Source organism: Methylobacterium sp. Gmos1 (assembly GCF_053764715.1).
Window position 1 is genome coordinate 195,087 of the sequence record NZ_JBSNCC010000003.1, and the last position, 21,292, is coordinate 216,378.

Here is a 21,292-nt window from a genome sequence, read left to right on the forward strand (position 1 = left end):
GGGGCTCAGGCCCGGGCCGGCAGTTCCTCCGCCGGCGCCGGCTCGGTCTCGCCGGGCAGCATCCGCAACCCTAAGCACAGAAGCGTCACCGGAATGCCGACAGCGGCGGTCATGACGAAGAAGGCCGGGTAGCCGAGGGACTCGACGGCGAAGCCCGACAGGCCGCCGACGAACTTGCCCGGCAGGGCGTAGAGCGAGGAGAGCAGCGCGTACTGCGTCGCCGCGAAGGCCGGCGAGGTCAGGCTCGACATGTAGGCGATCAGCGCCGTGCCGGCGAAGGCGCCGGCGAAGTTGTCGATGCTGATGCTGGCGACGAGCAGCGGCAGGTCGTGGCCGGCGAGCGCCAGCCAGGCGAACATCAGGTTCGAGGCCGAGGCCGCGATGCCGCCGATCAGCAGCGCCGGGTAGAGCCCGAGCCGGCTCACCGCGATGCCCCCCGCGAAGGCCCCGGCGATGCCGACCCAGACGCCGTACACCTTCGAGACCGTGGCGATCTCCGAGAGGGAGAACTTCATGTCGATGTAGAGCGGGTTCGCCATGATGCCCGACACGATGTCGGGCAGGCGGTAGACGGTGATGAGGGCGAGGATCAGCACCAGCCCCGAGCCCTTGCGGCGCATGAGATCCGCGAAGGGATCGACCACCGCCTCGCGCAAGGAGTTGCGCCAGCCGCGCCGCGGCCCGGGATCGCGCCCCGGCACCTTGGGCGCCGCGAGCGTGCCGGCGACGGCGAGCACCATCAGGAGCGCCATGCTGCCATAGGCCGGTGCCCAGCCGAAGGCGTCGGCGACGAACAGCGCGCCCGCCCCCGCGCAGATCCGCGCCAGGCTGTAGCCGAGCTGGTAGGCGGCCAGCATCATGCCCTGCCGCTCGGTCGGGGCGGAATCGATGCGCCAGCCGTCGACCACGATGTCCTGCGTCGCCGAGGCGAAGGCGATGACGAGGGCGCAGACCACCGTGTAGCCGAGCGCCCCCGCCGGATCGCCCCGGCTCATCGCGATCAGGCCCGCCGCCACGGCGAGTTGCGAGAGCAGCATCCAGGCCCGGCGCCGGCCGAGGAGCCGCGACAGCACCGGCAGGTCGACCCGGTCGATGACGGGGGCCCAGAGGAATTTCAGCGTGTAGGCGAGCGAGACGTAGCTGAGGAGCCCGATGCTCGAGCGCTCGATGCCGGCGCTGCGCAGCCAGGCCGACAGGGTGGCGAAGACCAGCAGGATCGGCAACCCGGCGCCGAAGCCGAGCACCAGCATCAGGGCCATGCGCCGGTCCGCCGCCACGTCCCGCAGGGTGGCGCGGGTGCGGGCGAGCCAGCCCCTGGCCTCGGTCCCGGCCGTGTTCGTCATCGCGCTCGTCGTCCTTTCCGGCCCTTGGCCGCCGCCGCGGAGTCGACCCCAGCATGTGGGCGGGATCATGATGGATGAAGAATTAATATTGCGTCCACCGGAGGTTACGTGACCGTCGGGAACCCCGCCCCGGGTCGCGGGTTCGCTGAGGTGGATGGGGTCACGGCCCCGCTCCGCCGCGGATCGTCCCGGCGGGGCCAGATCGCGGGACCGAGCCGCGGACGGGCGGGTTGCGGATGATCAGGTTGGACGCTGCGAGGCAGGCCGGGACGATGACGGCGCGCGGGGACGAGGCGTCGTCCGTGGACGCGCCCTTCCTAGCCGCCTTCCGCGCCAGCGCGGCGCCGATGGTGATGACCGATCCCGCCCTGCCCGACCACCCGATCGTGTTCGCCAACGACGCCTTCTGCCGGCTGACCGGCTACGCCGCGGACGAGGTGATCGGCCGCAACTGCCGCTTCCTCCAGGGCCCCGACACCGACCCCTCGGCGGTCGCCCAGGTGCGGGATGCGATCAGCCGGGGCGAGCCGGTGCGGGTCGATCTCCTGAACTACCGCAAGGACGGGCATCCGTTCTGGAACGACATGACCCTGACCCCGGTACGGGACGAGACCGGCGCCCTGCGCTCCTACTTCGCGGTGCTCACCGACGTCACCCGAACCCGCCAGGCCGAGTGGGCGCTGTCGCGCGAGAAGGACGGGCTTGCCCAGGACCTCGAGGCGCGCAACCGGGCGCTCCAGGCCGCCCTCGACCAGCAGACCGCCCTGCTGCACGAGGTCGACCACCGGGTGAAGAACAATCTCCAGGTGATCTCCTCCCTGGTGCTCCTCAAGGCGCGGCGCGCCCGCGACCCGGCCTGCCGCGAGGTCCTGCGCAGCATGGCCGACCGGATCGGCGCTCTCGCCACCGCCCACCGCCTGCTCTACGCGGTGAGCGACGTCGCCCGGTTCGACCTGCGCGACTTCGCCGCCGACTTCGCCGCCGACCTCGAAGCCGGGCTCGACCCGGACCGCATCGCCCTCACGGTCGATGTCGAGGCGGTGGCGGTGCCGGCCTCGATGGCGGCCCCCCTGGCGCTGCTGGTGCACGAACTCGCCATCAACGCGGTCCGGCACGGCTTCCCGGGCGAGCGGAGCGGCCACGTCGCCATCACGGCCCGGGTGGACGACGGGCGCCTGGTGCTCGATGTCCGCGACGACGGCGTCGGAATGAGCACGCAACCCGACAACCCGGAGGGCTTCGGCCGCGACCTCGTCGGCATGCTGGTGCGCCAGCTGCGCGGCAGCCTCGCCTTCGAGGACCTGGATCCCGGCACCCGCGCCCACGTCGTCCTGCCGCTGGGCACCGGGCATTGAGCGCGGGCGGCCTGCGGGTCCTGATCGTCGAGGACGAGGCGTTCATCGCACTCGAACTCGAATGCATCCTGGAGGAGGCCGGCTACGTCCCGGTCGGCGTCGCGACCCGCTCGGGCGAGGCGGTCGCGCTCGCCCGCGACCTCGCCCCCGACATCGCCCTCGTCGACATCCACCTCGCCGACGGCCCGACCGGCGTCGCGGTGGCGCAGGCGCTGAGCGCCCGGCCGGGGACCACGGTGCTGTTCACCACCGCCAACGCCAAGCGCGTGCCGCCGGACTTCGCGGGTGCTGCCGGGATCATCGCCAAGCCCTATTCCGAGCGGGTGATCCGCGCGGCGCTCGCCTACGTGGCGGGGCGGTATCACGGCGGGGTCTCGGCGGAAGCGCCGGACGGGGTGGTGCTGGCGCCCTAAGCAGATTTCACCGAAGTGGTTGCCGGTCCGACCGGACGATCCGTCGGGTGCAGCCTACCCCTCCCGCCGCGCCGCCTTGAGGCGGTAGAGCGCGTCCAGCGCCTCCCGCGGGCTCAAGCCGTCGGGGTCGATCCCGTCGAGGAGCAGGCCGACCGGGTCGGGCTTCTCCACCACGGCCGGGGCCGGCGGCGGGGCGGCCGGCATCGCGGAGAACAACGGCAGTTCGGCGGGGGCCTTGCGACGGGCAGGACCGCCCTCCCCCCGCTCCAGCTCGGCGAGCAAGGCCTTCGCCCGGGCGATCACCGGAGCCGGCAGGCCGGCGAGCCGCGCGACCTGGAGGCCGTAGGAACGGTCGGCGGCGCCGGGCACCACCTCGTGCAGGAACACCACGTCGCCCTTCCACTCGGTCACCTTGAGGGTGGCGTTGGAGAGCCGCTCCAGGCGCTGCGCGAGCGCGGTCAGCTCGTGGAAGTGCGTGGCGAACAGCGCCCGGCAGCCGTTGGCGCCGTGCAGGTGCTCCAGGCAGGCCCAGGCGATCGACAGCCCGTCGAAGGTCGCGGTGCCCCGCCCGATCTCGTCGAGCACGACGAGCGAGCGCCGGGTCGCCTGGTTGAGGATCGCGGCGGTCTCGACCATCTCGACCATGAAGGTCGAGTGGCCGCGCGCCAGGTCGTCGGCGGCCCCGACGCGGGAGAAGAGCCGGTCGACGAGGCCGAGATGGGCCGACGCCGCCGGCACGTAGCCGCCCATCTGGGCGAGCACCGCGATCAGGGCGTTCTGGCGCAGGAAGGTCGACTTGCCACCCATGTTCGGGCCGGTGACGAGGAGGATCTGGCCTGCCTTGTCGCCCGACAGGTCGCAGGCATTGGCGATGAAGGCCTCGCCGGCCTTCGTCAGCGCCGCCTCGACGACCGGGTGGCGCCCGCCCTCGATCCGGAAGGCCAGGCTGTCGTCGACGGTGGGCCTCGTCCAGTTCAATTCGACCGCGAGTTCTGCGTGCGAGGCCGCGACGTCGAGCGCCGCGAGCGCGCTCGCCGCCGCGACGATCGAGTCCGATTCGGCCATCACGGCCCGCGACAGGGCCTCGAAGATCTCGAGTTCGAGGGAGAGGCCGCGGCCGGCGGCGTTGGCGATCTTGGTCTCCAGCTCGCCCAGCTCGACGCTGGTGAAGCGCATCGCGTCCACCATGGTCTGGCGGTGGACGAAGGTGGCGCGCCAGGGATCCTTCAGCAGCGTCTCGCCGAAGGCCTGCGGCACCTCGATGTAGTAGCCGAGCAGGTTGTTGTGCTTGATCCGCAGCGTCCGGCAGCCGGTCTCGGACGCGTAGCGGGCCTGGAGCCCGGCGACGACCTGGCGCGAATCGCGCTGGAGCGTGCGGGATTCGTCGAGTTCCGCCCGGTAGCCCTCGCGCACGAAGCCGCCGTCGCGGCGCTGGAGCGGCAGGTCGTCGGCGAGCGCGCCGGCGAGCTCGTCGGCGAGGGCCTCGTCGAGCCCGGCGAGGATGCGGGCGGCCTTGCCGATCTCGCCCGGCAGGGCGCCGGCGCCGGCGAGCGCCGTCGCGATGCCGCGGGCGGCCATGAGCCCGTCGCGGAGCGCCGCGAGGTCGCGGGGACCGGCGCGGCCGAGGCCGATGCGGGTCAGCGCCCGGGCCATGTCGGGGGCGCGGGCGAGCTCGGCCCGGAGTTCGGCGCGCAACGCGCCCTCGGCCACCAGGAACTCCACCGCGTCGTGCCGGCGGCGGATCAGCGCGAGGTCGGTCGAGGGGCCGGCGAGCCGTTCAGCGAGCAGCCGTGCGCCAGCCCCGCCGACCGTGCGGTCGATGGCGGCGAGCAGGCTGCCGGCCCGCTCGCCCGACAGGGTGCGGGTGAGTTCGAGGTTCTGGCGCGTCGCCGCGTCGATCATCAGGCTCGCGCCCGCCGCCTGGCGGGCCGGCGGGCTCAAGGTGACCTTCGCGCCGAGCTGGGTGCGGGCGATGTAGTGCAGGACGGCGCCGGCGGCCGCGATCTCGACCCGGCTGAAAGTCCCGAAGCCGTCGAGGGTCTGGACGCCGAACTGCTCCTTCAACGCCCGCTCGGCGGAGGCCGGATCGACGTCGCCGCGACCCACCGGGGTGACGGCGGCGCGCGTGTCGCGCCACAGGCGCGCAAGGTCGAGATCCTGGTGGATGGCGTCGGCCATCACGACCTCGCGCGGGTCGAGCCGGGCGATCTCGGCGGCAAGCCCCGCGCCCTCGACCTCGCCCAGCGAGAACCGCCCGGTCGAGATGTCGACGGCGGCGAGGCCGTAGGTCCAGGCCGAGTCCGAGACGCGGCGCCGCGAGAGCGCCAGCAGCACGTTGGCCCGGCCCGGATCGAGCAGGCGGTCCTCGGTGATGGTGCCGGGCGTCACGAGGCGCACCACCTCGCGCCGCACCACCGACTTCCCGCCGCGCTTCTTCGCCTCGGCCGGATCCTCGGTCTGCTCGCAGACCGCGACCCGGTGGCCGAGCCCGATCAGGCGCTGGAGGTAGTCGTCGGAGCGCTCCACCGGCACGCCGCACATCGGGATGTCGGCGCCGGCATGCTTGCCGCGGCGGGTGAGCACGATGCCGAGCGCCCGCGAGGCGATCTCGGCATCCTCGAAGAACAGCTCGTAGAAGTCCCCCATGCGGTAGAACAGCAGGGAGTCGGGATTCGCGGCCTTGATCTCGATGTACTGCGCCATCATCGGCGAGACCTTGGCCTCGTCGTCGGGTGCAGCCGCGCGCCGGCCGCGGGCGGGCGGCGGCGCGGCGGCCTCGGCGAGGTCGAAGGGCTCGTCGCGCAGGAGGCGGCCGGTGTCGCTGTCCATCGTCATGAGATCTCGGGCCGTAGACCTTGGGGCTGTCGTCGGATCCGCGGCGATCCTGGGCGGCCAGACTAACAGAGGGCCGCGGCCACGCTCCAGACCGGCACTGCGGGGAAGATGGGGATGGTCGTCCCCGGCGTAAAATGGCCTGCGGGCGGCTGTTAGCGCCGCAGCGCCGCTTGAGCCGGCCGGATCATAGCCCTAAGGGACCTATCCCCGAAGATCCTGCATCCCTGGTCGCGAGAGAAGAGCCCGGCATGAGCGAGTCCCGCCCCGTCACCCGCCGCAAGCGCCCGACCTTCACCGACCAGGAGGCGCTGCAATTCCACCAGCAGGGCCGCCCGGGCAAGCTGGAGGTGGTGGCGACGAAGCCGATGGCGACGCAGCGCGACCTGTCGCTGGCCTACTCCCCCGGCGTCGCCGTGCCGGTGCTCGCCATCGCCGACGACCCGGCGCTCGCCTACGACTACACCGCCAAGGGCAACCTCGTCGCGGTGATCTCGAACGGCACCGCGATCCTGGGCCTCGGCAACCGCGGCGCGCTCGCCTCCAAGCCCGTGATGGAGGGCAAGGCGGTCCTGTTCAAGCGCTTCGCCGACATCGATTCCTTCGACCTCGAGGTCGGCACCGAGGACGCCGAGGCGTTCATCAACTGCGTGCGCTACCTCGGGCCGACCTTCGGCGGCATCAACCTGGAGGACATCAAGGCCCCCGAGTGCTTCATCATCGAGGAGCGCCTGCGGGAACTGATGGACATCCCGGTCTTCCACGACGACCAGCACGGCACCGCGATCATCTCGGCCGCCGGCATCATCAACGCCCTGCACCTGACCGGCCGCGACATCTCGGAGGCGCGTCTCGTCGTCAACGGCGCGGGCGCGGCCGGCATCGCCTGCATCGAGCTCGTCAAGGCGCTCGGCTTCCGCTCCGAGAACGTGATCCTGTGCGACACCAAGGGCGTGGTGTTCCAGGGCCGCACCGAGGGCATGAACCAGTGGAAGTCGGCCCACGCGGTCGCGACCTCGAAGCGGACGCTGGCGGAGGCGATGGACGGCGCCGACATCGTGTTCGGCCTGTCGGTGAAGGGCGCCTTCACCCCTGAGATGATCGCCTCGATGGCGCCGCAGCCGATCATCTTCGCGATGGCGAACCCCGATCCGGAGATCACCGTCGAGGAGGTGGGCCAGGTGCGCGACGACGCCATCGTGGCGACCGGGCGCTCGGACTACCCGAACCAGGTCAACAACGTCCTGGGCTTCCCCTACATCTTCCGCGGCGCCCTCGACGTGCACGCGACGACGATCAACATGGAGATGAAGATCGCCGCCGCCCAGGCGCTCGCCGCGCTCGCCCGCGAGGACGTGCCCGACGAGGTCGCGGCGGCCTATCAGGGCGCGCGGCCGCGCTTCGGGCGCGAGTACATCATCCCGGTGCCGTTCGACCCGCGCCTGATCCACACCGTGCCGCCGGCGGTCGCCAAGGCCGCGATGGAGACCGGCGTCGCCCGCAAGCCCATCGACAACATGGACCGCTACCGGGCCCAGCTCTCGGCCCGCCGCGACCCCGTCGCCGGCACCCTCAACCGGGTGTTCGAGCGGGTGCGCAAGTTCCCCAAGCGCGTCGTCTTCGCTGAGGGCGAGGAGGAGGTGGTGATCCGCGCCGCGGTCTCGTTCGTCAACCAGGGCCTCGGCACCGCGATCCTGGTCGGGCGCGAGGACCGGGTGATGGCGAACGCCGAGGCCGCCGGCATCGATCTCGCGGGCCGCGACAACATCGAGATCCACAACGCCGCGAAGTCCGACCGCAACAGCGTCTACGCGCAGTTCCTTTATGCCCGGATGCAGCGCAAGGGCTACCTGTTCCGCGACTGCCAGCGCCTGATCAACCAGGACCGCAACCACTTCGCCGCCTCGATGGTGGCTCTGGGCGATGCCGACGCGATGGTGACCGGCACCACCCGCAACTACTCGATCGCGCTCGAGGACGTGCGCCGGGTCATCGACCACAAGCCGGGCCACCGGGTGATCGGCGTCTCGCTCTGCCTCGCCCGCGGCCGGGTGGTGCTGGTGGCCGACACGGCGATCCACGAGATGCCGAGCGCCGAGGAGCTCGCCGGCATCGCCATCGAGGCCGCGGGCGTCGCCCGCCGCCTCGGCTACGAGCCGCGGGTGGCGCTCCTGTCGTTCTCGACCTTCGGCTTCCCGAAGGCCGAGCGCGCCGAGAAGGTGCAGGAGGCGGTGCGGATCCTCGACGGGATGCGGGTCGATTTCGAGTACGACGGCGAGATGGCCGCCGACGTGGCTCTCAATAAGGACCTGCTCGCCCAGTACCCGTTCAGCCGCCTTAAGCAGCCGGCCAACGTTCTGGTGATGCCGGCCTTCCACTCGGCCTCGATCTCGACCAAGATGCTCCAGGAACTCGGCGGCGCCCAGGTTCTCGGGCCGCTGATCGTCGGCCTCGACAAGGCGGTGCAGATCGTCCCGCTCGGCGCGACCGATTCCGACCTCGTCAACATGGCGGCGCTGGCGGCCTACAACATCGGCGGGTGACGTCTCATGGGTGGGAAGCCGTCGGGGATCCCACCCACACCCTCATCCTGAGGTCGCGGGAGGGAGAGGACTATTTTCCTCGTCCCCTCACTCGCCGCCCGCCGCGCGGGCCGCCTCCTCCCGCGCCCGATCCCGGGCCAGTTCCTCCGGCACGAGGGTGGCCGCGTCCTGACGCGCCGCCAGCGCCGCGAGGCGCACCGGGCGGTATTCCCACGCATCGACCCCGACGTCGCAGGAGCGGATGGTGTCGGTCAGCGTGCCGTGGGTATGGCCGTAGAGGTGGCGGGTGCCGCGCCACAGGCCGGGCCAGGCCCGGTGGGCGTAGTGCGCGAGGAACAGCCGCCACTCGCGGCCGTCCTCCCGCAGGGTGATGCGCGCGCTCTCGACCGGCGGGTCGGCCCAGGGCAGGTCGAGGACGCGGTTGCTGTCGTGGTTGCCGCGCACCAGGCGCTTCACGCCGTTCAGCCGTGAGAAGATCGCCGCGCAATGCTCGCGCTCGGCATGAGCGGCGAAGTCGCCGACGTGCCAGACCTCGTCCTCGTGCCCGACGACGGCGTTCCAGTTCGTCACCAGGGTCTCGTCGTGCGCCTCGAGCGAGGCGAACAGGCGGCCGCGCTGGCGCAGGATGTGGGCATCGCCGAAATGCGTGTCGGCGGTGAAGAAGACGGCCATGCGTTGTCAGGTTCGCCCGCGTGACGGATGCGGGATCAGATGGCGCGGTCGGCGTCGCCGTCACGGGACGGATCGCCGCGCCGTCCCGGCGTCGACGTCCGGCGCCGCCTGCGATCGGTGGCTCATCCTCCGGATCACTCCGTGCGGCGCGGACGCGGCCTCGGACCGACCCGGAGGATGAAGGACCCGACGGTCGTCCCTCAGTAGCTCCGGCCCGCGCCGTAGCCGTAGCCGTCGCGCGGACGCACGCGGGCGCCGTAATCGACCTCGCGCGCCGCGCGGCGCTTGGCGAGCGCCCGGCCGGCGAGGCAGCCCGCCACCGCGCCGACCACGCCGCGCTCGGCCAGGTAGTGCCCGGCGATGCCGCCGATGATCGCGCCCTTGATGCAGCCCTTCGCCTCGGCCGCGCCGACGCCCATCAGCGTCACGACCGCCACCACAGCCGCCTTCGCCACGTTCCGCATGTTGCCTCCTCGCGCCCTCGCGATCCGTTTAACCGCCAGGCTCGACCACCGTTCCCTGGCGGCAGCGCGCGGCGGGCACGGGCGGCGCTCCCATGTCGCGACCTTGGCCGTATTGACCTCGGCCGGCTTGACCGGGACGGTGGTCAACGATTCTTTACCATATGCCGCTATGGCAACCGGGCCGACCCGCCGAGGTGACATGTCAGGACCAGGCAGCGAGCGACCGGGCTGCGACATGCCGGACGACGGCCCGGATCTGCGCGCCTCGATCCGGCGCGACCAGCTCGAGGCGGTGCGTCGCAGCGTGCAGCACGCGCTGCCGGTCAACGCCATCCTCGGCGCCACCGGCGCGCTCGTCGCCGTGCAGGCCGGGCACGCCGCCGCCGGCCTCGGCTGGTTCGCGGTGTCGTCGGCCGTCAACCTCGTCCGGTTCGGCCTGTGCCGGGCGCCCTGCTCCGGGCTCGCCGTCACCGAGGCCACGCCGCCCGAGCAGGCCCGGGCCGGCGCCCGGGCGATCGACCGGCACCTGCGCCTCGCCACCCTGGCGGCGTTCCTGTCGGGCTTGGTCTGGTCGCTGGTGGCGCTCCTGTGCGGCGGCTACACCGCGCCCCAGACCCTGTTCTACCTTGTCGTCATCTGCGGCATCACCGCCGGCGCCGTCACCCACGGCATGGCCTTCGCGGCGATCCCCGCGAGCTTCATCACGCCGCCGCTCCTGACGGTGGCCGTCTGCCTCGCCTGGGCCGGCGGGATCGACCGGCTCGGCCTCGCCTTCACGGTGCTGCTCTACCTCGCGGCGCTGCTGCGCAGCGCCGTCGAGACCGAGCGGGGCTTTCGCCGCACCTCCCGCCTCAAGAACGAGGCCACGGCGCTCGCCCGCGCCCGCCAGGAGGCGCACGAGGCGGCCAGCACCCTTGCCGACGAGATGCGCCGGCGCGCCACCCACGACGCGCTGACCGGGCTGATGAACCGGGCCGGCTTCGCGCAAGGAGCGGAGGCGCGGATCCTGCGCCCAGGGCCGGCGCCCTGCCTGATGCTGCTCGACCTCGACGGCTTCAAGTCGGTCAACGACGTCTACGGCCATTCGACCGGCGACCGGGTGCTGGGCGAGGTGGCGCACCGCCTGCGCCGGACCCTGCCGCCGGAGGCGCTGGCGGCCCGTTTCGGCGGCGACGAGTTCGCGGTCCTGTACGATCCGGCCGCCGGCCTGCCGCCCGCAGACCTGGCCTCGGCGCTGATCCGGGCCGTGGCCGAGCCGTTCGAGAGCTTCGACACCGGCCGCCTCGGCATCAGCGTCGGCCTGTGCCACGCTCACGGGCCGAGCCTGACCGAGATGCTCACCTGCGCCGACGAGGCGCTCTACGCCGCCAAGGCCGCCGGACGGAACCGGTTCCGGATCTTCGACGAGGGCCTGCGCGGGCGCCTGGAGATGCGGCGCGACAGCGAGCGCGACCTCTCCCACGCGCTCGCCGAGAACGGCCTCTCGGTCTGGTTCCAGCCGATCTTCGGCGAGGGCGGCCGCCGCGTCGCCGGGCTCGAGGCCCTGGTGCGCTGGCACCACCCGGTCCACGGCTGGGTCCCGCCCGGCGAGATCGTGGCCGCCGCGGCGCGCGCCGGCCTGACCGAGTCGCTCCTGCGCTTCATCCTGGAGCAGGTCTGCGGCGCGATGCTGGTCCTGCGGGCCGGCGGCAGCGACGTGCGGGTGGCGATGAACGTCTCGCCGCGGGAGATGGCGCAGATCCCGGTCGACGAGATCGTGCTCGACCGCCTGCACGCGCTCGGCCTGGCCCCCGCGCTCCTCGAGATCGAGATCACCGAGGAGACCGCCCTCGACATCGCGGCGGTGCAGGACAAGCTCCTGGCCCTGTCGCGAGCCGGGATCCGGATGGCGCTCGACGATTTCGGCATCGGCTACTCGTCGCTGGCGTCCTTGCGCCAGCTGCGGGCCGGCCGGGTCAAAATCGACCGCAGCCTCGTCACCGGCCTGTCCGCCTCCGACGACAAGCGCGGACTGGTCCAGGCGGTGCTGGGCCTTGGCCGGGCGCTCGGCCTCGAAGTGGTGGCCGAGGGCGTCGAGACCGCCGAGGACCTCGCCACCCTGCGCAGCCTCGGCTGCCCGTTCGTGCAGGGCTACCATCTCGGCCGCCCGGTTCCCGCCGAGCAGGCGCTCCGGGAGGCGCTGGCGAGCCGCCCGGACGCGGCCTGACACCTCAAGCTAAGCGCGTCACCTGCGCCCGGCCGGCCATCCAGCCTCATGTCCGGCGATCCGGCGCCGGCCCCCTCTCCCACACGAGACGATCGGTCGTGTTCCGAAGGCCCCACGCCCTCACGCCGCGCACCTTCGCGTGACACCCTCCGGGTCATCCCGGGCGCCGCCGTCGCGGCCCCGGGATGACCGTGAGGGCATCGTTTCCGGCGTGCGAATCGAGGAAGCCCCGCTCCCAGGGCGCTTCCCCGCCGTACCCGATCGGCTTAGGTCTCAGCCATGCCGCGCGGCCGCCGAACGGGCGCCGGCCCCGGGAGGAGACCAGACAGACCATGCAGCCGATTCTCGATGCTTACGACGCCCGCGCCATCCTGCCGGAGGACGGCCTCGCCGGTGCCCTCGCCGGCCGGGTCTGGCGGCCGGAGCTGAAGGGCCCGAGCACCGTCGCGGTGCGGCCGGGCGCCGACGGGCAGCCGGTGCTCGTCGACGTCACCCGCGCCTTCCCGACCATCCGCGACCTGTGCGAGACGCCCGACCCGGCGGGCGCCCTGCGCGGGGCCGCGGGCGAGACGATCGCTCCCCTCGACGCGGTGCTCGCCAACACGCCCCCCGACACCCGCGACCCCGCACGGCCCTGGCTCCTCGCGCCGATCGACCTCCAGGCGGTCAAGGCCGCCGGCGTGACCTTCGCGGTCTCGATGCTGGAGCGGGTGATCGAGGAGCGGGCCCGCGGCAACCCGGACGCCGCGGCGGCGATCCGGGTCGAGGTCGGGCGCCTGGTCGGCAACGACCTGCGCCAGCTGAAGCCCGGCTCGCCCGAGGCGATGGCGCTGAAGAGCGTGCTGGTGGCTCAAGGAGCCTGGAGCCAGTACCTCGAGGTCGGCATCGGCCCGGACGCCGAGATCTTCACCAAGGCGCAGCCGCTCTCCTCCGTCGGCTGCGGCCAGGAGGCGGGCCTGCATCCGGGCTCGCAGTGGAACAACCCGGAGCCGGAGGTGGCGCTGGTGGTGGCCTCCGACGAGCGCATCGTCGGGGCGACGCTCGGCAACGACGTCAACCTGCGCGACTTCGAGGGCCGCTCGGCCTTGCTGCTCGGCAAGGCCAAGGACAACGCCGCCTCCTGCGCGCTCGGGCCGTTCGTGCGCCTGTTCGACGGGACGTTCGGCCTCGACCAGGTGCGCAGCACCGTGGTGAGCCTGGAGGTGACGGGCGAGGACGGGTTCAGGCTCGCGGGTACCTCGCCCCTCTCCGAGATCAGCCGCGACCCGGCCGACCTCGTCGCGGCGATGATGGGCGGGACCCACCAGTACCCGGACGGCGCAGTGCTGTTCCTCGGCACGATGTTCGCGCCGGTCGAGGATCGCGGCGCCCCGGGCCAGGGCTTCACCCACAAGGTCGGCGACCGGGTGGTGATCCACAGCCCGGGCCTCGGGGCGCTGGTCAACCGCATGCGCCACTGCCAGGATTGCGAGCCCTGGACCTTCGGGGCGGCGGCGCTGATGCGCAACCTCGCCGCCCGCGGGCTGCTGAACGGGTAGGAATCCGTTCACGGCCGCGGCACCGTGACAATACCGTCACGAAAACCGTGGACCCCCTCCCCGGGCAAGCGTGGCCGGTTGCCAGGAATATAGCATTGGCTATACCTGGCACCGGAACGGCAGGGGACGCGGGCGATGCGGCAGATGCGCGGAGCGGGGATCGGGGTGGCGCTGGGGCTGTGCGCCGGGCTGGCGCAGGCGGCCGACCTGCGCCCTCCCGCCCCGGCCGCGGCCGCCCCCACCTTCGTCGACTGGTCGGGCCCCTATCTCGGCATCGAGGGCAGCGCCGGCGCCTCGTTCGGCAATTACCGCTTCGGGCCGAGCACCGTCGGCGGGGAGACCATTCCGGCCTTCCAGAGCGGCGACTCGACCCGGCGCTCGGATACCGGGCGCACCGCCACCACCGCGGTCGGCGGGCTGTTCGGCGGCTACAACTGGCAGACCGGGCCCTACCTCTACGGGCTGGAGGCCGACCTCTACGGCGCCAACCTCAAGCGCCCGGTGCCCTCGACGGCCGTCGGCTTCGGCTACGAGGCGGTCGACCCGGCCTTCAGCGCGATCCGGGGCAAGACCGACCTCTACGGCGCGCTGCGCGCCCGCCTCGGCTACTCGTTCGAGAGCTACCTCGTCTACGCCACCTTCGGGCTCGCCGGGGCCAATGCGCGGATACTCGCGACCTATCCCGACCTCGCCACCGGCGCGATGGGGGGCGCGCGCAAGGACCTGTCCTTCCTCGGCTTCACGCTCGGCGCCGGCGTGCAATACGCCATCACCCCGAACCTCGCGCTCGGCCTCGACTACCGCTACGTCGATCTCGGCCGCTCCGGGCGCTTCGATCTCGGCAGCGTGCCGGGCCTCGGCCCGGTGGCGACGGAGGTCGCCTTCTCCTCGCACCAGATGATGGCGCGGCTGTCCTGGTACCCCTACGGATTGAGGCTGCCGGCGGAGGTGGCCGAGGACGCGCCGGCGAGCCGCGATACCGGCCGGTACTCGTTCCACGGCCAGACCACCTTTGTCACGCAGGGCGTCCCGGGCTTTCGCGCGCCCTATCGCGGCGAGAACAGCCTGGTGGGAAATCAGGTCCAGTCGACCACGACCGCGACTTTGTTCCTCGGCGTGAAGCTGACCGACAGCACCGAACTGTACTACAACCCGGAATTCTCGCAAGGATTCGGCCTGTCGCGCACGCTGGGCGTCGCAGGCTTCGTCAACGGCGAGGCCCAGAAGGCCGGCGCGCCGTTCCCCAAGCTGCGCTCGAACCGTTACTTCGTGCGCCAGACCTTCGGCCTCGGCGGCGCCACCGAGGACGTGCCAGACGGCGTCAACCAGGTGGCGATGACCCGCGACATCGAGCGGATCTCGGTGGTGGCCGGCAAGTTCGCGCTCGGCGACTTCTTCGACGGCAACGTCTACGCCCACGACCCGCGGGTCGACTTCATGAACTGGTCGATCTGGGGCTCCTCGGCCTGGGATTTCCCGGCGAATCTGCCGGGATTCACGCAAGGCGTGATGGTCGAGTACAACCGGCCGGAATTCGCCATCCGGGCCGCCTACACCCAGGTGCCCAAGCAGCCCTCGAACGACGTGCTCGATCCGCGGGTGTTCGAGCGCGCCGGCACCAACATCGAGTTCGAGGAGCGCCACGTCCTCCCCGGGCTGGAGCAGCCGGGCAAGCTGCGCATCGGCCTGTTCAGCAATGTCGGCAACACCGCCAATTACCGCCAGGTCGTCGATCTGACCCAGAGCGGGATCTACGACGACATCAACGATGCGGCCGCCGCGACGCGCCGGCCCCGGCGCAAGACCGGCGCCTACATCAACCTGGAACAGGCGCTGACCCCCGATCTCGGCCTGTTCGCCCGGGCCAGCGTCTCCGACGGGCGCAACGAGAGCCTGTCCTTCACCGACGTCGACCGCAGCCTCTCGGGCGGGCTCTCGCTCAAGGGCACGGCCTGGGAGCGGCCGAGCGACACGCTCGGCATCGGCGCGGCGATCAACGGTCTGTCGCCGTCGCACCGGGCGTTCTTCGCCAATGGCGGCCTCGGCCTGCTGATCGGCGACGGGCGGCTGAACTACGGGTCGGAGCGCGCCTTCGAGACCTACTACGCGCTCAGCCTCACCAAGGCGGTGACGGTGTCGTTCAACTACCAGCTGGTGGTGAACCCGGCCTATAACCGCGACCGCGGCCCGGCCAACTTCTTCGGCACCCGCCTGCACGCCGATTTCTGAGAGCCCGTCCCAGCCCTCGGCACGGCCGGCCGGCGTCCGGCGGGCGTTGCGCGCATCACCCCAAGGCCGCGAAGCGCTCGGCCGAGGGCCGACGGAGCAGGCTTTGCCGCACAGCGGCGTGGTCGGCGGGGCGGCGATATCGGGCCGACCCGTCCCGATGGAGGAAGGTGGGAGCCGACCGCTGTTCGTGGGAGAGCCCTCGAGGGCGTCGCTTGGTTCGAGGTTTCGCCCGTCGTTACAACGACCTGGCGCGTCCTTCTGGCGGAAGGGGTGTCCGCCGTATTCACGTCCGCAGGCATCCGCGGGTTTCCCCCTTGGTCCGTATATCCAACTGATAAAAAAGGCTTTTAATCGCTGGCACGTCTGGCGACGTCCGTGGGCGTCCGGTAGAATCCTCGTCACGAGTTGGGGCCCATGTTGGGGCCGGCCGGTAGTGCATGGGGTGAAGCGGATGACGACGCGGCAGTTGAACCGGCTCAGCGCTCGCAAGGTCGCGACCCTTGAGGAGCCCGGTCGGCATGCCGACGGTGGCGGCCTCTATCTGTCGATCTCGAAGGACGGACAGCGGCGACGCTGGGTGTTCCTTTTCCGCTGGCAGGGACGGCTGCGCGAGATGGGTCTTGGTACACCCCGCGACGTGCCGTTGGCGCGGGCTCGCGAGGCGGCGGCACGGGCCCGTGACCTCGTCGCGCAGGGGACGGATCCACTTGCGATCCGGCAGGCTGAGGCCGCAGTGCCGACCTTCGGCGTCGTGGCCGATGCGTTCGTGGAGGCGATGAAGGCGCAGTGGCGCAACGAGAAGCACGTCGCCCAGTGGCAGATGACGCTTCGGGAGTACGCGGCGCCGCTGCGCGACCGTCCCGTTGACGGCATCAGCACCGATGACGTCGTGCGCGTGCTGAAGCCGATCTGGCTGCAGAAGCCGGAGACGGCCTCGCGTTTGCGCGGGCGGATTGAGCGCGTGCTGGACGCGGCCAAGGCGCAGGGGTTGCGGGCGGGCGAGAACCCCGCGCGGTGGCGGGGGCACCTCGACCTGCTGCTGCCGAAGCGGACGAAGCTCAGCCGCGGGCATCACAAGGCAATGGCCTACGCGGACGTGCCGGCCTTCGTGCAGCAGCTTCGGGGTTCGGTCGGCATCGCCGCGCGTGCGCTGGAGTTCACGATCCTAACGGCTGCCCGGTCCGGCGAGACCTTGGGTGCGCAATGGTCGGAGGTGGACTGGAAGGCGCGGGTGTGGATCGTGCCAGCCGCACGGATGAAGGCTGGGCGAGAGCACCGAGTGCCGCTCAGCGACCGAGCCCTCGCCATCCTCTCGGAGATGCAGGCCCTCGGCCTGGCCGACAATCCATTCGTGTTTCCCGGTCAACGTCCGGGCAAGGGGCTGTCGGTGATGGCGCTGGAGATGGTGATGCGGCGAGCGAAGCGGACGGACACGCCGCACGGGTTCCGGTCGGCGTTTCGGGACTGGGCGGGTGAGGAGACGCCGTTTCCCCGGGAGGTGGCGGAAGCCGCGTTGGCGCATCTTGTCGGTGACGCGGTCGAACGGGCCTACCGACGCGGTGACGCGCTGGAGAAGCGCCGGCAGCTGATGGAGGCGTGGGCGAATTTCTGTGATGTGGCACCAGGGTTCTTGAACGACACTACAGGGGACGTCGAAACGATTCTCGGGGCGAGGGTTGGTTGAGCATGGCGATTCTGCTCAGTGCTGAATAAAGATGTCGAGTGGCCGCATGATTAGGGTAGGATGAGGTTGATGGCTCGAAGAGCAAACAGGCACGTCAATCCAGGCGACTTCATTGATCGCGCATCTCATGATGCTGCGGTTCTACATGCTGGCGGCCCCTCGCCAAACCACGCTTACAGCTTCACCGGCAATAGTTATGAAAGCCGGTTGTTGGCAGGTGTTTACGGGAGAAGTCCTGAAGAGCTGTATGAGGCTGATATCAAGAATATAAATAGTCAACAGGAGCGTCGTCCCTCCTGCTTTGTCAGGAAGTTGCGCGGTCGAGCTGTAAAGCCGTTCTATGTCGATCTAGTTGGACCGAGGCCATCTCTCATTGGTGCACAGGAATTTGCCTCGCATTATGCTGCCGCAGAGTTCGCAGTCGAAAACAACCTACTCTGCGATGTATCTATTACGATCCAATGGGGCCTGCTCGGATGTCACGACACGAATGCCGTCAAGGCCGGCTTTCGTGCATTCCAGATGTGTCTTGATGCTTGGCTGAAGGATTACGAGATCCCGCGTGCATATTTCTACGTCCACGAGGCTGGTGCTGACGGAAGCCTACATACGCACTTGCAGGTGCATATCCCTGCGGATGCCGAGGAGCAGCCAACCCATCGCAAGAATTTTCGCGAGTGGGCGCAGCGGACCTGGGTTCAGAACAGACTCAGATCCTATGTGCCGAAGGCGGTCGCGGTTAGCCGAGGCGGCAAGTCAAGCCTTATGCGTCACTGGATGGGGTTCCACTATCAGATGAAAGGCTACGATCAGGACGCTTGCATCGTCAGGAGTCGCAATTCGGAGGACAGGCAAGCTGTTATGTTAGGTGACCTGATTGCGTTTAAGTGGAGGAACCCTGGCACGGTCCCCCTGAAGAAGCGGATCGGTCATTCCGAATTGCTTGGAGAGACGTCCCGCCGGTCCGGAAGTCCCGGGGGTCAAAAGGCCCTTAAGTTAGCGGCCGAGAGTGATCAAGAGAGAAGAACTATCTATATTGGTGATTTGAAATGCATATTGCCTCCGTCTAACTGGAATCCGGAGAATGAACCCTTCCAGTCTTCGTTCGAGGCGGGACGGTTCGATGTTTGGAGGCTGTACGGTGCTGAGTTTGCAGCTTACGTGACGCGACAGTCCCCTCCGATGTCATATGCCGAGATCCGAGAGGCTCGTCGCGTTCTAGCGCGTGAGCAGGCCATAGAAGATTATCGAAGGTTCAAGCTGATTAATCAACTTGAAGATTAGTAATATCAGAGAATTAAAATCTTGGGTTGCATGCCGATCTCACACTTTATGAAAGTGTGAGGCGAAGCGATCTCGCGCGCCGAAAAACTCTGTTTTTCCAGATGATTAGAGGGATTTCTCACGCTTCAAGGTGACGATATGGGGAATTTTCCTCGGCCTGCGGTCATTTTGCGCGTTGAAGTGCTGAGGTCGGCGGGAGCGCCGTTCGTGTGGGGTGCCGTGGGTAGGCGTCCACGGCGGCTGTATAGGTCGGGCTGGTCGTAGAGGCCGGTCGTTGGGGAGGCAGGTCCACCTGCCCAGCCTACCTGTCGTGCCCGCTGGTCGCAGTCGTAAGGGGGTATTGTTGATTTAGCCCTGGTGTGCAGGGGGTGACACGCCGGGGCTACGCAGCGTTTCCGGCGTCCCCGTCGGGCAGGTTCGCGAGCCAGGCGCGTGCCGCGTCCATAGTGATCAGTGTACGCCGGCCGACCTTCTTGATACGAAGGCGGCCGGCTTCGATCTCCTTGTAGGCCAGGGAACGGCCGATCCCAGCCCAGCGGCAGAAGTCCTCGATCGACATCGCGCCGTACTGTTCCGTGTTGTTCATCGCCGTCCTCCGTCCGTGGCGGCGGCGATATATTCGGGGCTGGGGCCACGTGCGCAGTTCCAGCCCCAGTAGTTCTAATTGGTTGCACGGGCCGTGCCGCCGACCAGCTGTCGAAGTTGGCGGAGAAGATAGATGTTATGGCGTATCCGTGCCGGATCATCCCGAAAATTTTCGGCTGAGCACCAGGCGATGACTTTCAGGAAGGCGGCCCAGTTCCGATCGGTCAGGGGGCGGATGAACGGCTCTAGTTCGCGCCAGACCACGGGAAGTACCTCGCGCGGCGCGTTCGTGTGCGTTGCCGCGATGACGGTATCGATGTGACTCTGAAATGCGGCCAGCCGATCGCCTCCGTGCTCGGCCTCCTTCATCGCGAAGAAGGAGTCCACCACCACCTCCCCTTCGCAGTCGGTCAGGCTCATCGACGCCAGGATGCTGCAACGGACGAGCAGCCGGTAGGCGATGCGTCGGGTTGCCGGGTCAGGTGCTGTCGAGGCGATTGTCGCGGCGGCTCGAAGCGCGAGTACATCGGTCTCGATGCCCCCGTGCCGCCGATCCAGTTTGCGGTTCGCCTGCCTGTGACGCGCCAGGAAGGCGGGATGTGTGAACGGGCTGGGAATCTGATGTTCGATGGACAGGGTTGTTGGCACGTCCGGCCTCCGAATACGCTTGACGGGTGCGGCCGTCTGAATGCGGCCGGGTGCGATATACGGGTGGCGCCGTCGAGCAGCCTGAGCTGGCAGCGCACGGAGACCATCTTCTTGATCATGGAGCGCGGCCTCGACCCCACGAAGTCGAGCATCCTTGGCTCGGGGCCCGTGAATCGAATCCGCCGTGGTGGTGGGCGGTGGACGTCGAGCACGAGAGGTAGACGGTGAATACGGTGTTCATGCTGCGTTCGCCGGCACGGTGTCCGCGGCGGCTAGTCTCATCTGGGATCCGGCCTAAGCCGCCTCCGGCGTTGGTGCGTAAGAGAAGCTTGCCTCGTCTTGTGTCCCCGCTTCCTCCTGGCGGCCCAGTTGCAGCGCGGTGAGATAGTCGGCCGCGCGCGAGGCTTGGGTGGCGGCGTGACTGAGTGCGCGCGGGTCTGCCCGTAGGAGCGGTGCCCAGGAGGCGCAGTAGGCGGCGTGGTCCGGGTGGGGCGTGCGCGCGAGGCCGAGGTCTGCCAGCACGAAGGCGGCGCCGAGTTCAGCCGTCAGCTCCTCGGCGGCGTAGGCGCGGGCGCCGAACCGGGCGGTGAGGTCGCGGGCGAGTCGGTGGGGCGCGCCGGTCCAGTGAATGAGTTCGTGGGCGAGCGTGCCCGCGTAGCGTGTGGGCGTGTGGAAGGCGGTCCGGGGCGGCAGGTGGATCGTGTCCGTGGCCGGGACGTAGCAGGCGCGTGCGCCGCCTTCGGTGATGCGCGCGCCGGTGGCGGTGACGAAGGCGTCGAAGGTGGGTTGCAGGGCCGGCGGCGATCCCGTCGGCGCGGTCGCCTGGGGCGCGGCATCGACCTGGGCGATGTTGAATATGGTCGAGGCACGGGCAATGAAGCGGGCAGCGATTGCGTGGTTGTCGGTGTCGGTACCCTGCGCTGTGTCTGCTCGGTCGGCGGTCGGCAGGTCTTTATAGAACAGGATCAGGCTGCCGCGTTCGCCACGACGAACCTGCGCGCCGAGCGCCGCCCACTGGCGATAGGTCGCCCAGCGGGCGTCGGTGTAGCCGTGGGCTTGGGCCGCGCACCACAGCGCCAGGATGTTGAGGCCTCGGTAACGCTTGCCGGTGAGCGCATTGCGCGGCAGCGGGTCGTCGCCGTGCCAGGGCGGTGTCCAGGCGTCGGGGTCCGCGGTGTCGAGCTGCTGCAGGATGGTGGCGGTGACGCGCTCGTGTAGGTCGGCGGGCATGGCCGGGGTTGCTCCGTTGCGGCCGCGGCGATAATGGCGGCCTCTGGAGCGGGTTTCCCGGATCGGGGTGGTGAACTACACATCAAAAGGGCGGCTGTGTGCGGTGGGCTGAGCTACAGATCGTTGAGTGCGCCCGAGGCGCCATGTCAGCAGAATGATCGTTGTCAGACGCGCCAAGTTTCAAACACTTGGCGGCGTGCGAATCAGTGCGAAAAGGGCGATGCGGCCACGCGGGTGGTGCTGTCACATACGGAGCAGTCGGTGAT

The 21,292-nt window shown here is 69.9% G+C and carries 15 protein-coding genes; 8 read left to right on the forward strand and 7 right to left on the reverse strand.

The window, feature by feature from the left end; translation table 11 throughout:
- Nucleotides 1–5: 5 nt before the first annotated feature.
- Nucleotides 6–1,343, reverse strand: a complete 1,338-nt coding sequence (locus ACS5PV_RS07050) for an AmpG family muropeptide MFS transporter (protein ID WP_455394632.1) — start codon at nucleotides 1,341–1,343, stop codon at nucleotides 6–8.
- A gap of 302 nt (nucleotides 1,344–1,645) precedes the next feature.
- On the opposite strand from ACS5PV_RS07050, the gene ACS5PV_RS07055 reads away from it, so the two are divergent.
- Entirely contained in the window at nucleotides 1,646–2,698 is a 1,053-nt protein-coding gene (locus ACS5PV_RS07055; protein WP_455394633.1) for a PAS domain-containing protein, read from the forward strand.
- Entirely contained in the window at nucleotides 2,695–3,111 is a 417-nt protein-coding gene (locus ACS5PV_RS07060) for a response regulator (protein WP_455394634.1), read from the forward strand. Before ACS5PV_RS07055 ends, ACS5PV_RS07060 begins: the two co-directional genes overlap by 4 nt.
- A 54-nt stretch (nucleotides 3,112–3,165) precedes the next feature.
- Here the strand turns inward: ACS5PV_RS07060 and mutS are convergent, their stop codons facing one another.
- The gene (mutS, locus tag ACS5PV_RS07065; protein WP_455394635.1) at nucleotides 3,166–5,946 is read right to left on the reverse strand and encodes a DNA mismatch repair protein MutS; all 2,781 of its coding nucleotides are present in this window, start codon (nucleotides 5,944–5,946) and stop codon (nucleotides 3,166–3,168) included.
- Nucleotides 5,947–6,194: 248 nt separating this feature from the next.
- On the opposite strand from mutS, the gene ACS5PV_RS07070 reads away from it, so the two are divergent.
- The gene (locus tag ACS5PV_RS07070; RefSeq protein WP_455394636.1) at nucleotides 6,195–8,486 is read left to right on the forward strand and encodes an NADP-dependent malic enzyme; all 2,292 of its coding nucleotides are present in this window, start codon (nucleotides 6,195–6,197) and stop codon (nucleotides 8,484–8,486) included.
- Nucleotides 8,487–8,573: 87 nt separating this feature from the next.
- Here ACS5PV_RS07070 and ACS5PV_RS07075 read toward each other — a convergent pair whose 3' ends face one another.
- Both ACS5PV_RS07075 and ACS5PV_RS07080 read right to left on the reverse strand, forming a co-directional pair.
- A complete protein-coding gene (locus tag ACS5PV_RS07075; RefSeq protein ID WP_455394637.1) occupies nucleotides 8,574–9,158 on the reverse strand; it encodes a metallophosphoesterase in 585 nt (194 codons plus the stop codon).
- Between the two features lie 200 nt (nucleotides 9,159–9,358).
- On the reverse strand, nucleotides 9,359–9,622 hold the full coding sequence (locus ACS5PV_RS07080; RefSeq protein ID WP_455394638.1) for a hypothetical protein: 264 nt from the start codon (nucleotides 9,620–9,622) through the stop codon (nucleotides 9,359–9,361).
- Nucleotides 9,623–9,821: 199 nt separating this feature from the next.
- Here ACS5PV_RS07080 and ACS5PV_RS07085 point away from each other — a divergent pair, with 199 nt between their 5' ends.
- From ACS5PV_RS07085 to ACS5PV_RS07105, 5 genes are all read left to right on the forward strand, one after another.
- Complete coding sequence (locus ACS5PV_RS07085) at nucleotides 9,822–11,828, forward strand: putative bifunctional diguanylate cyclase/phosphodiesterase (protein ID WP_455394639.1); 2,007 nt, start codon at nucleotides 9,822–9,824, stop codon at nucleotides 11,826–11,828.
- Nucleotides 11,829–12,160: 332 nt separating this feature from the next.
- Nucleotides 12,161–13,366, forward strand: coding sequence for a fumarylacetoacetate hydrolase family protein (locus tag ACS5PV_RS07090; protein WP_455394640.1), 1,206 nt, complete (start codon nucleotides 12,161–12,163; stop codon nucleotides 13,364–13,366).
- A 135-nt stretch (nucleotides 13,367–13,501) separates the two neighbouring features.
- Entirely contained in the window at nucleotides 13,502–15,595 is a 2,094-nt protein-coding gene (locus ACS5PV_RS07095) for a carbohydrate porin (RefSeq protein ID WP_455394641.1), read from the forward strand.
- Nucleotides 15,596–16,046: 451 nt separating this feature from the next.
- Nucleotides 16,047–17,279 (forward strand): tyrosine-type recombinase/integrase, encoded by a 1,233-nt coding sequence (locus ACS5PV_RS07100; protein ID WP_455394642.1) that lies wholly within the window; start codon nucleotides 16,047–16,049, stop codon nucleotides 17,277–17,279.
- Nucleotides 17,280–17,348: 69 nt separating this feature from the next.
- Nucleotides 17,349–18,563: a hypothetical protein gene (locus ACS5PV_RS07105; protein WP_455394643.1), complete on the forward strand. Its 1,215-nt coding sequence runs from the start codon at nucleotides 17,349–17,351 to the stop codon at nucleotides 18,561–18,563.
- A gap of 382 nt (nucleotides 18,564–18,945) precedes the next feature.
- Here ACS5PV_RS07105 and ACS5PV_RS07110 read toward each other — a convergent pair whose 3' ends face one another.
- From ACS5PV_RS07110 to ACS5PV_RS07120, 3 genes are all read right to left on the reverse strand, one after another.
- Nucleotides 18,946–19,149 (reverse strand): helix-turn-helix domain-containing protein, encoded by a 204-nt coding sequence (locus ACS5PV_RS07110; protein WP_236988535.1) that lies wholly within the window; start codon nucleotides 19,147–19,149, stop codon nucleotides 18,946–18,948.
- A gap of 74 nt (nucleotides 19,150–19,223) precedes the next feature.
- A complete protein-coding gene (locus tag ACS5PV_RS07115) occupies nucleotides 19,224–19,796 on the reverse strand; it encodes a hypothetical protein (protein WP_236988534.1) in 573 nt (190 codons plus the stop codon).
- Nucleotides 19,797–20,090: 294 nt separating this feature from the next.
- Nucleotides 20,091–21,026, reverse strand: a complete 936-nt coding sequence (locus ACS5PV_RS07120; RefSeq protein WP_455394644.1) for an ArdC family protein — start codon at nucleotides 21,024–21,026, stop codon at nucleotides 20,091–20,093.
- Nucleotides 21,027–21,292: the final 266 nt, after the last annotated feature.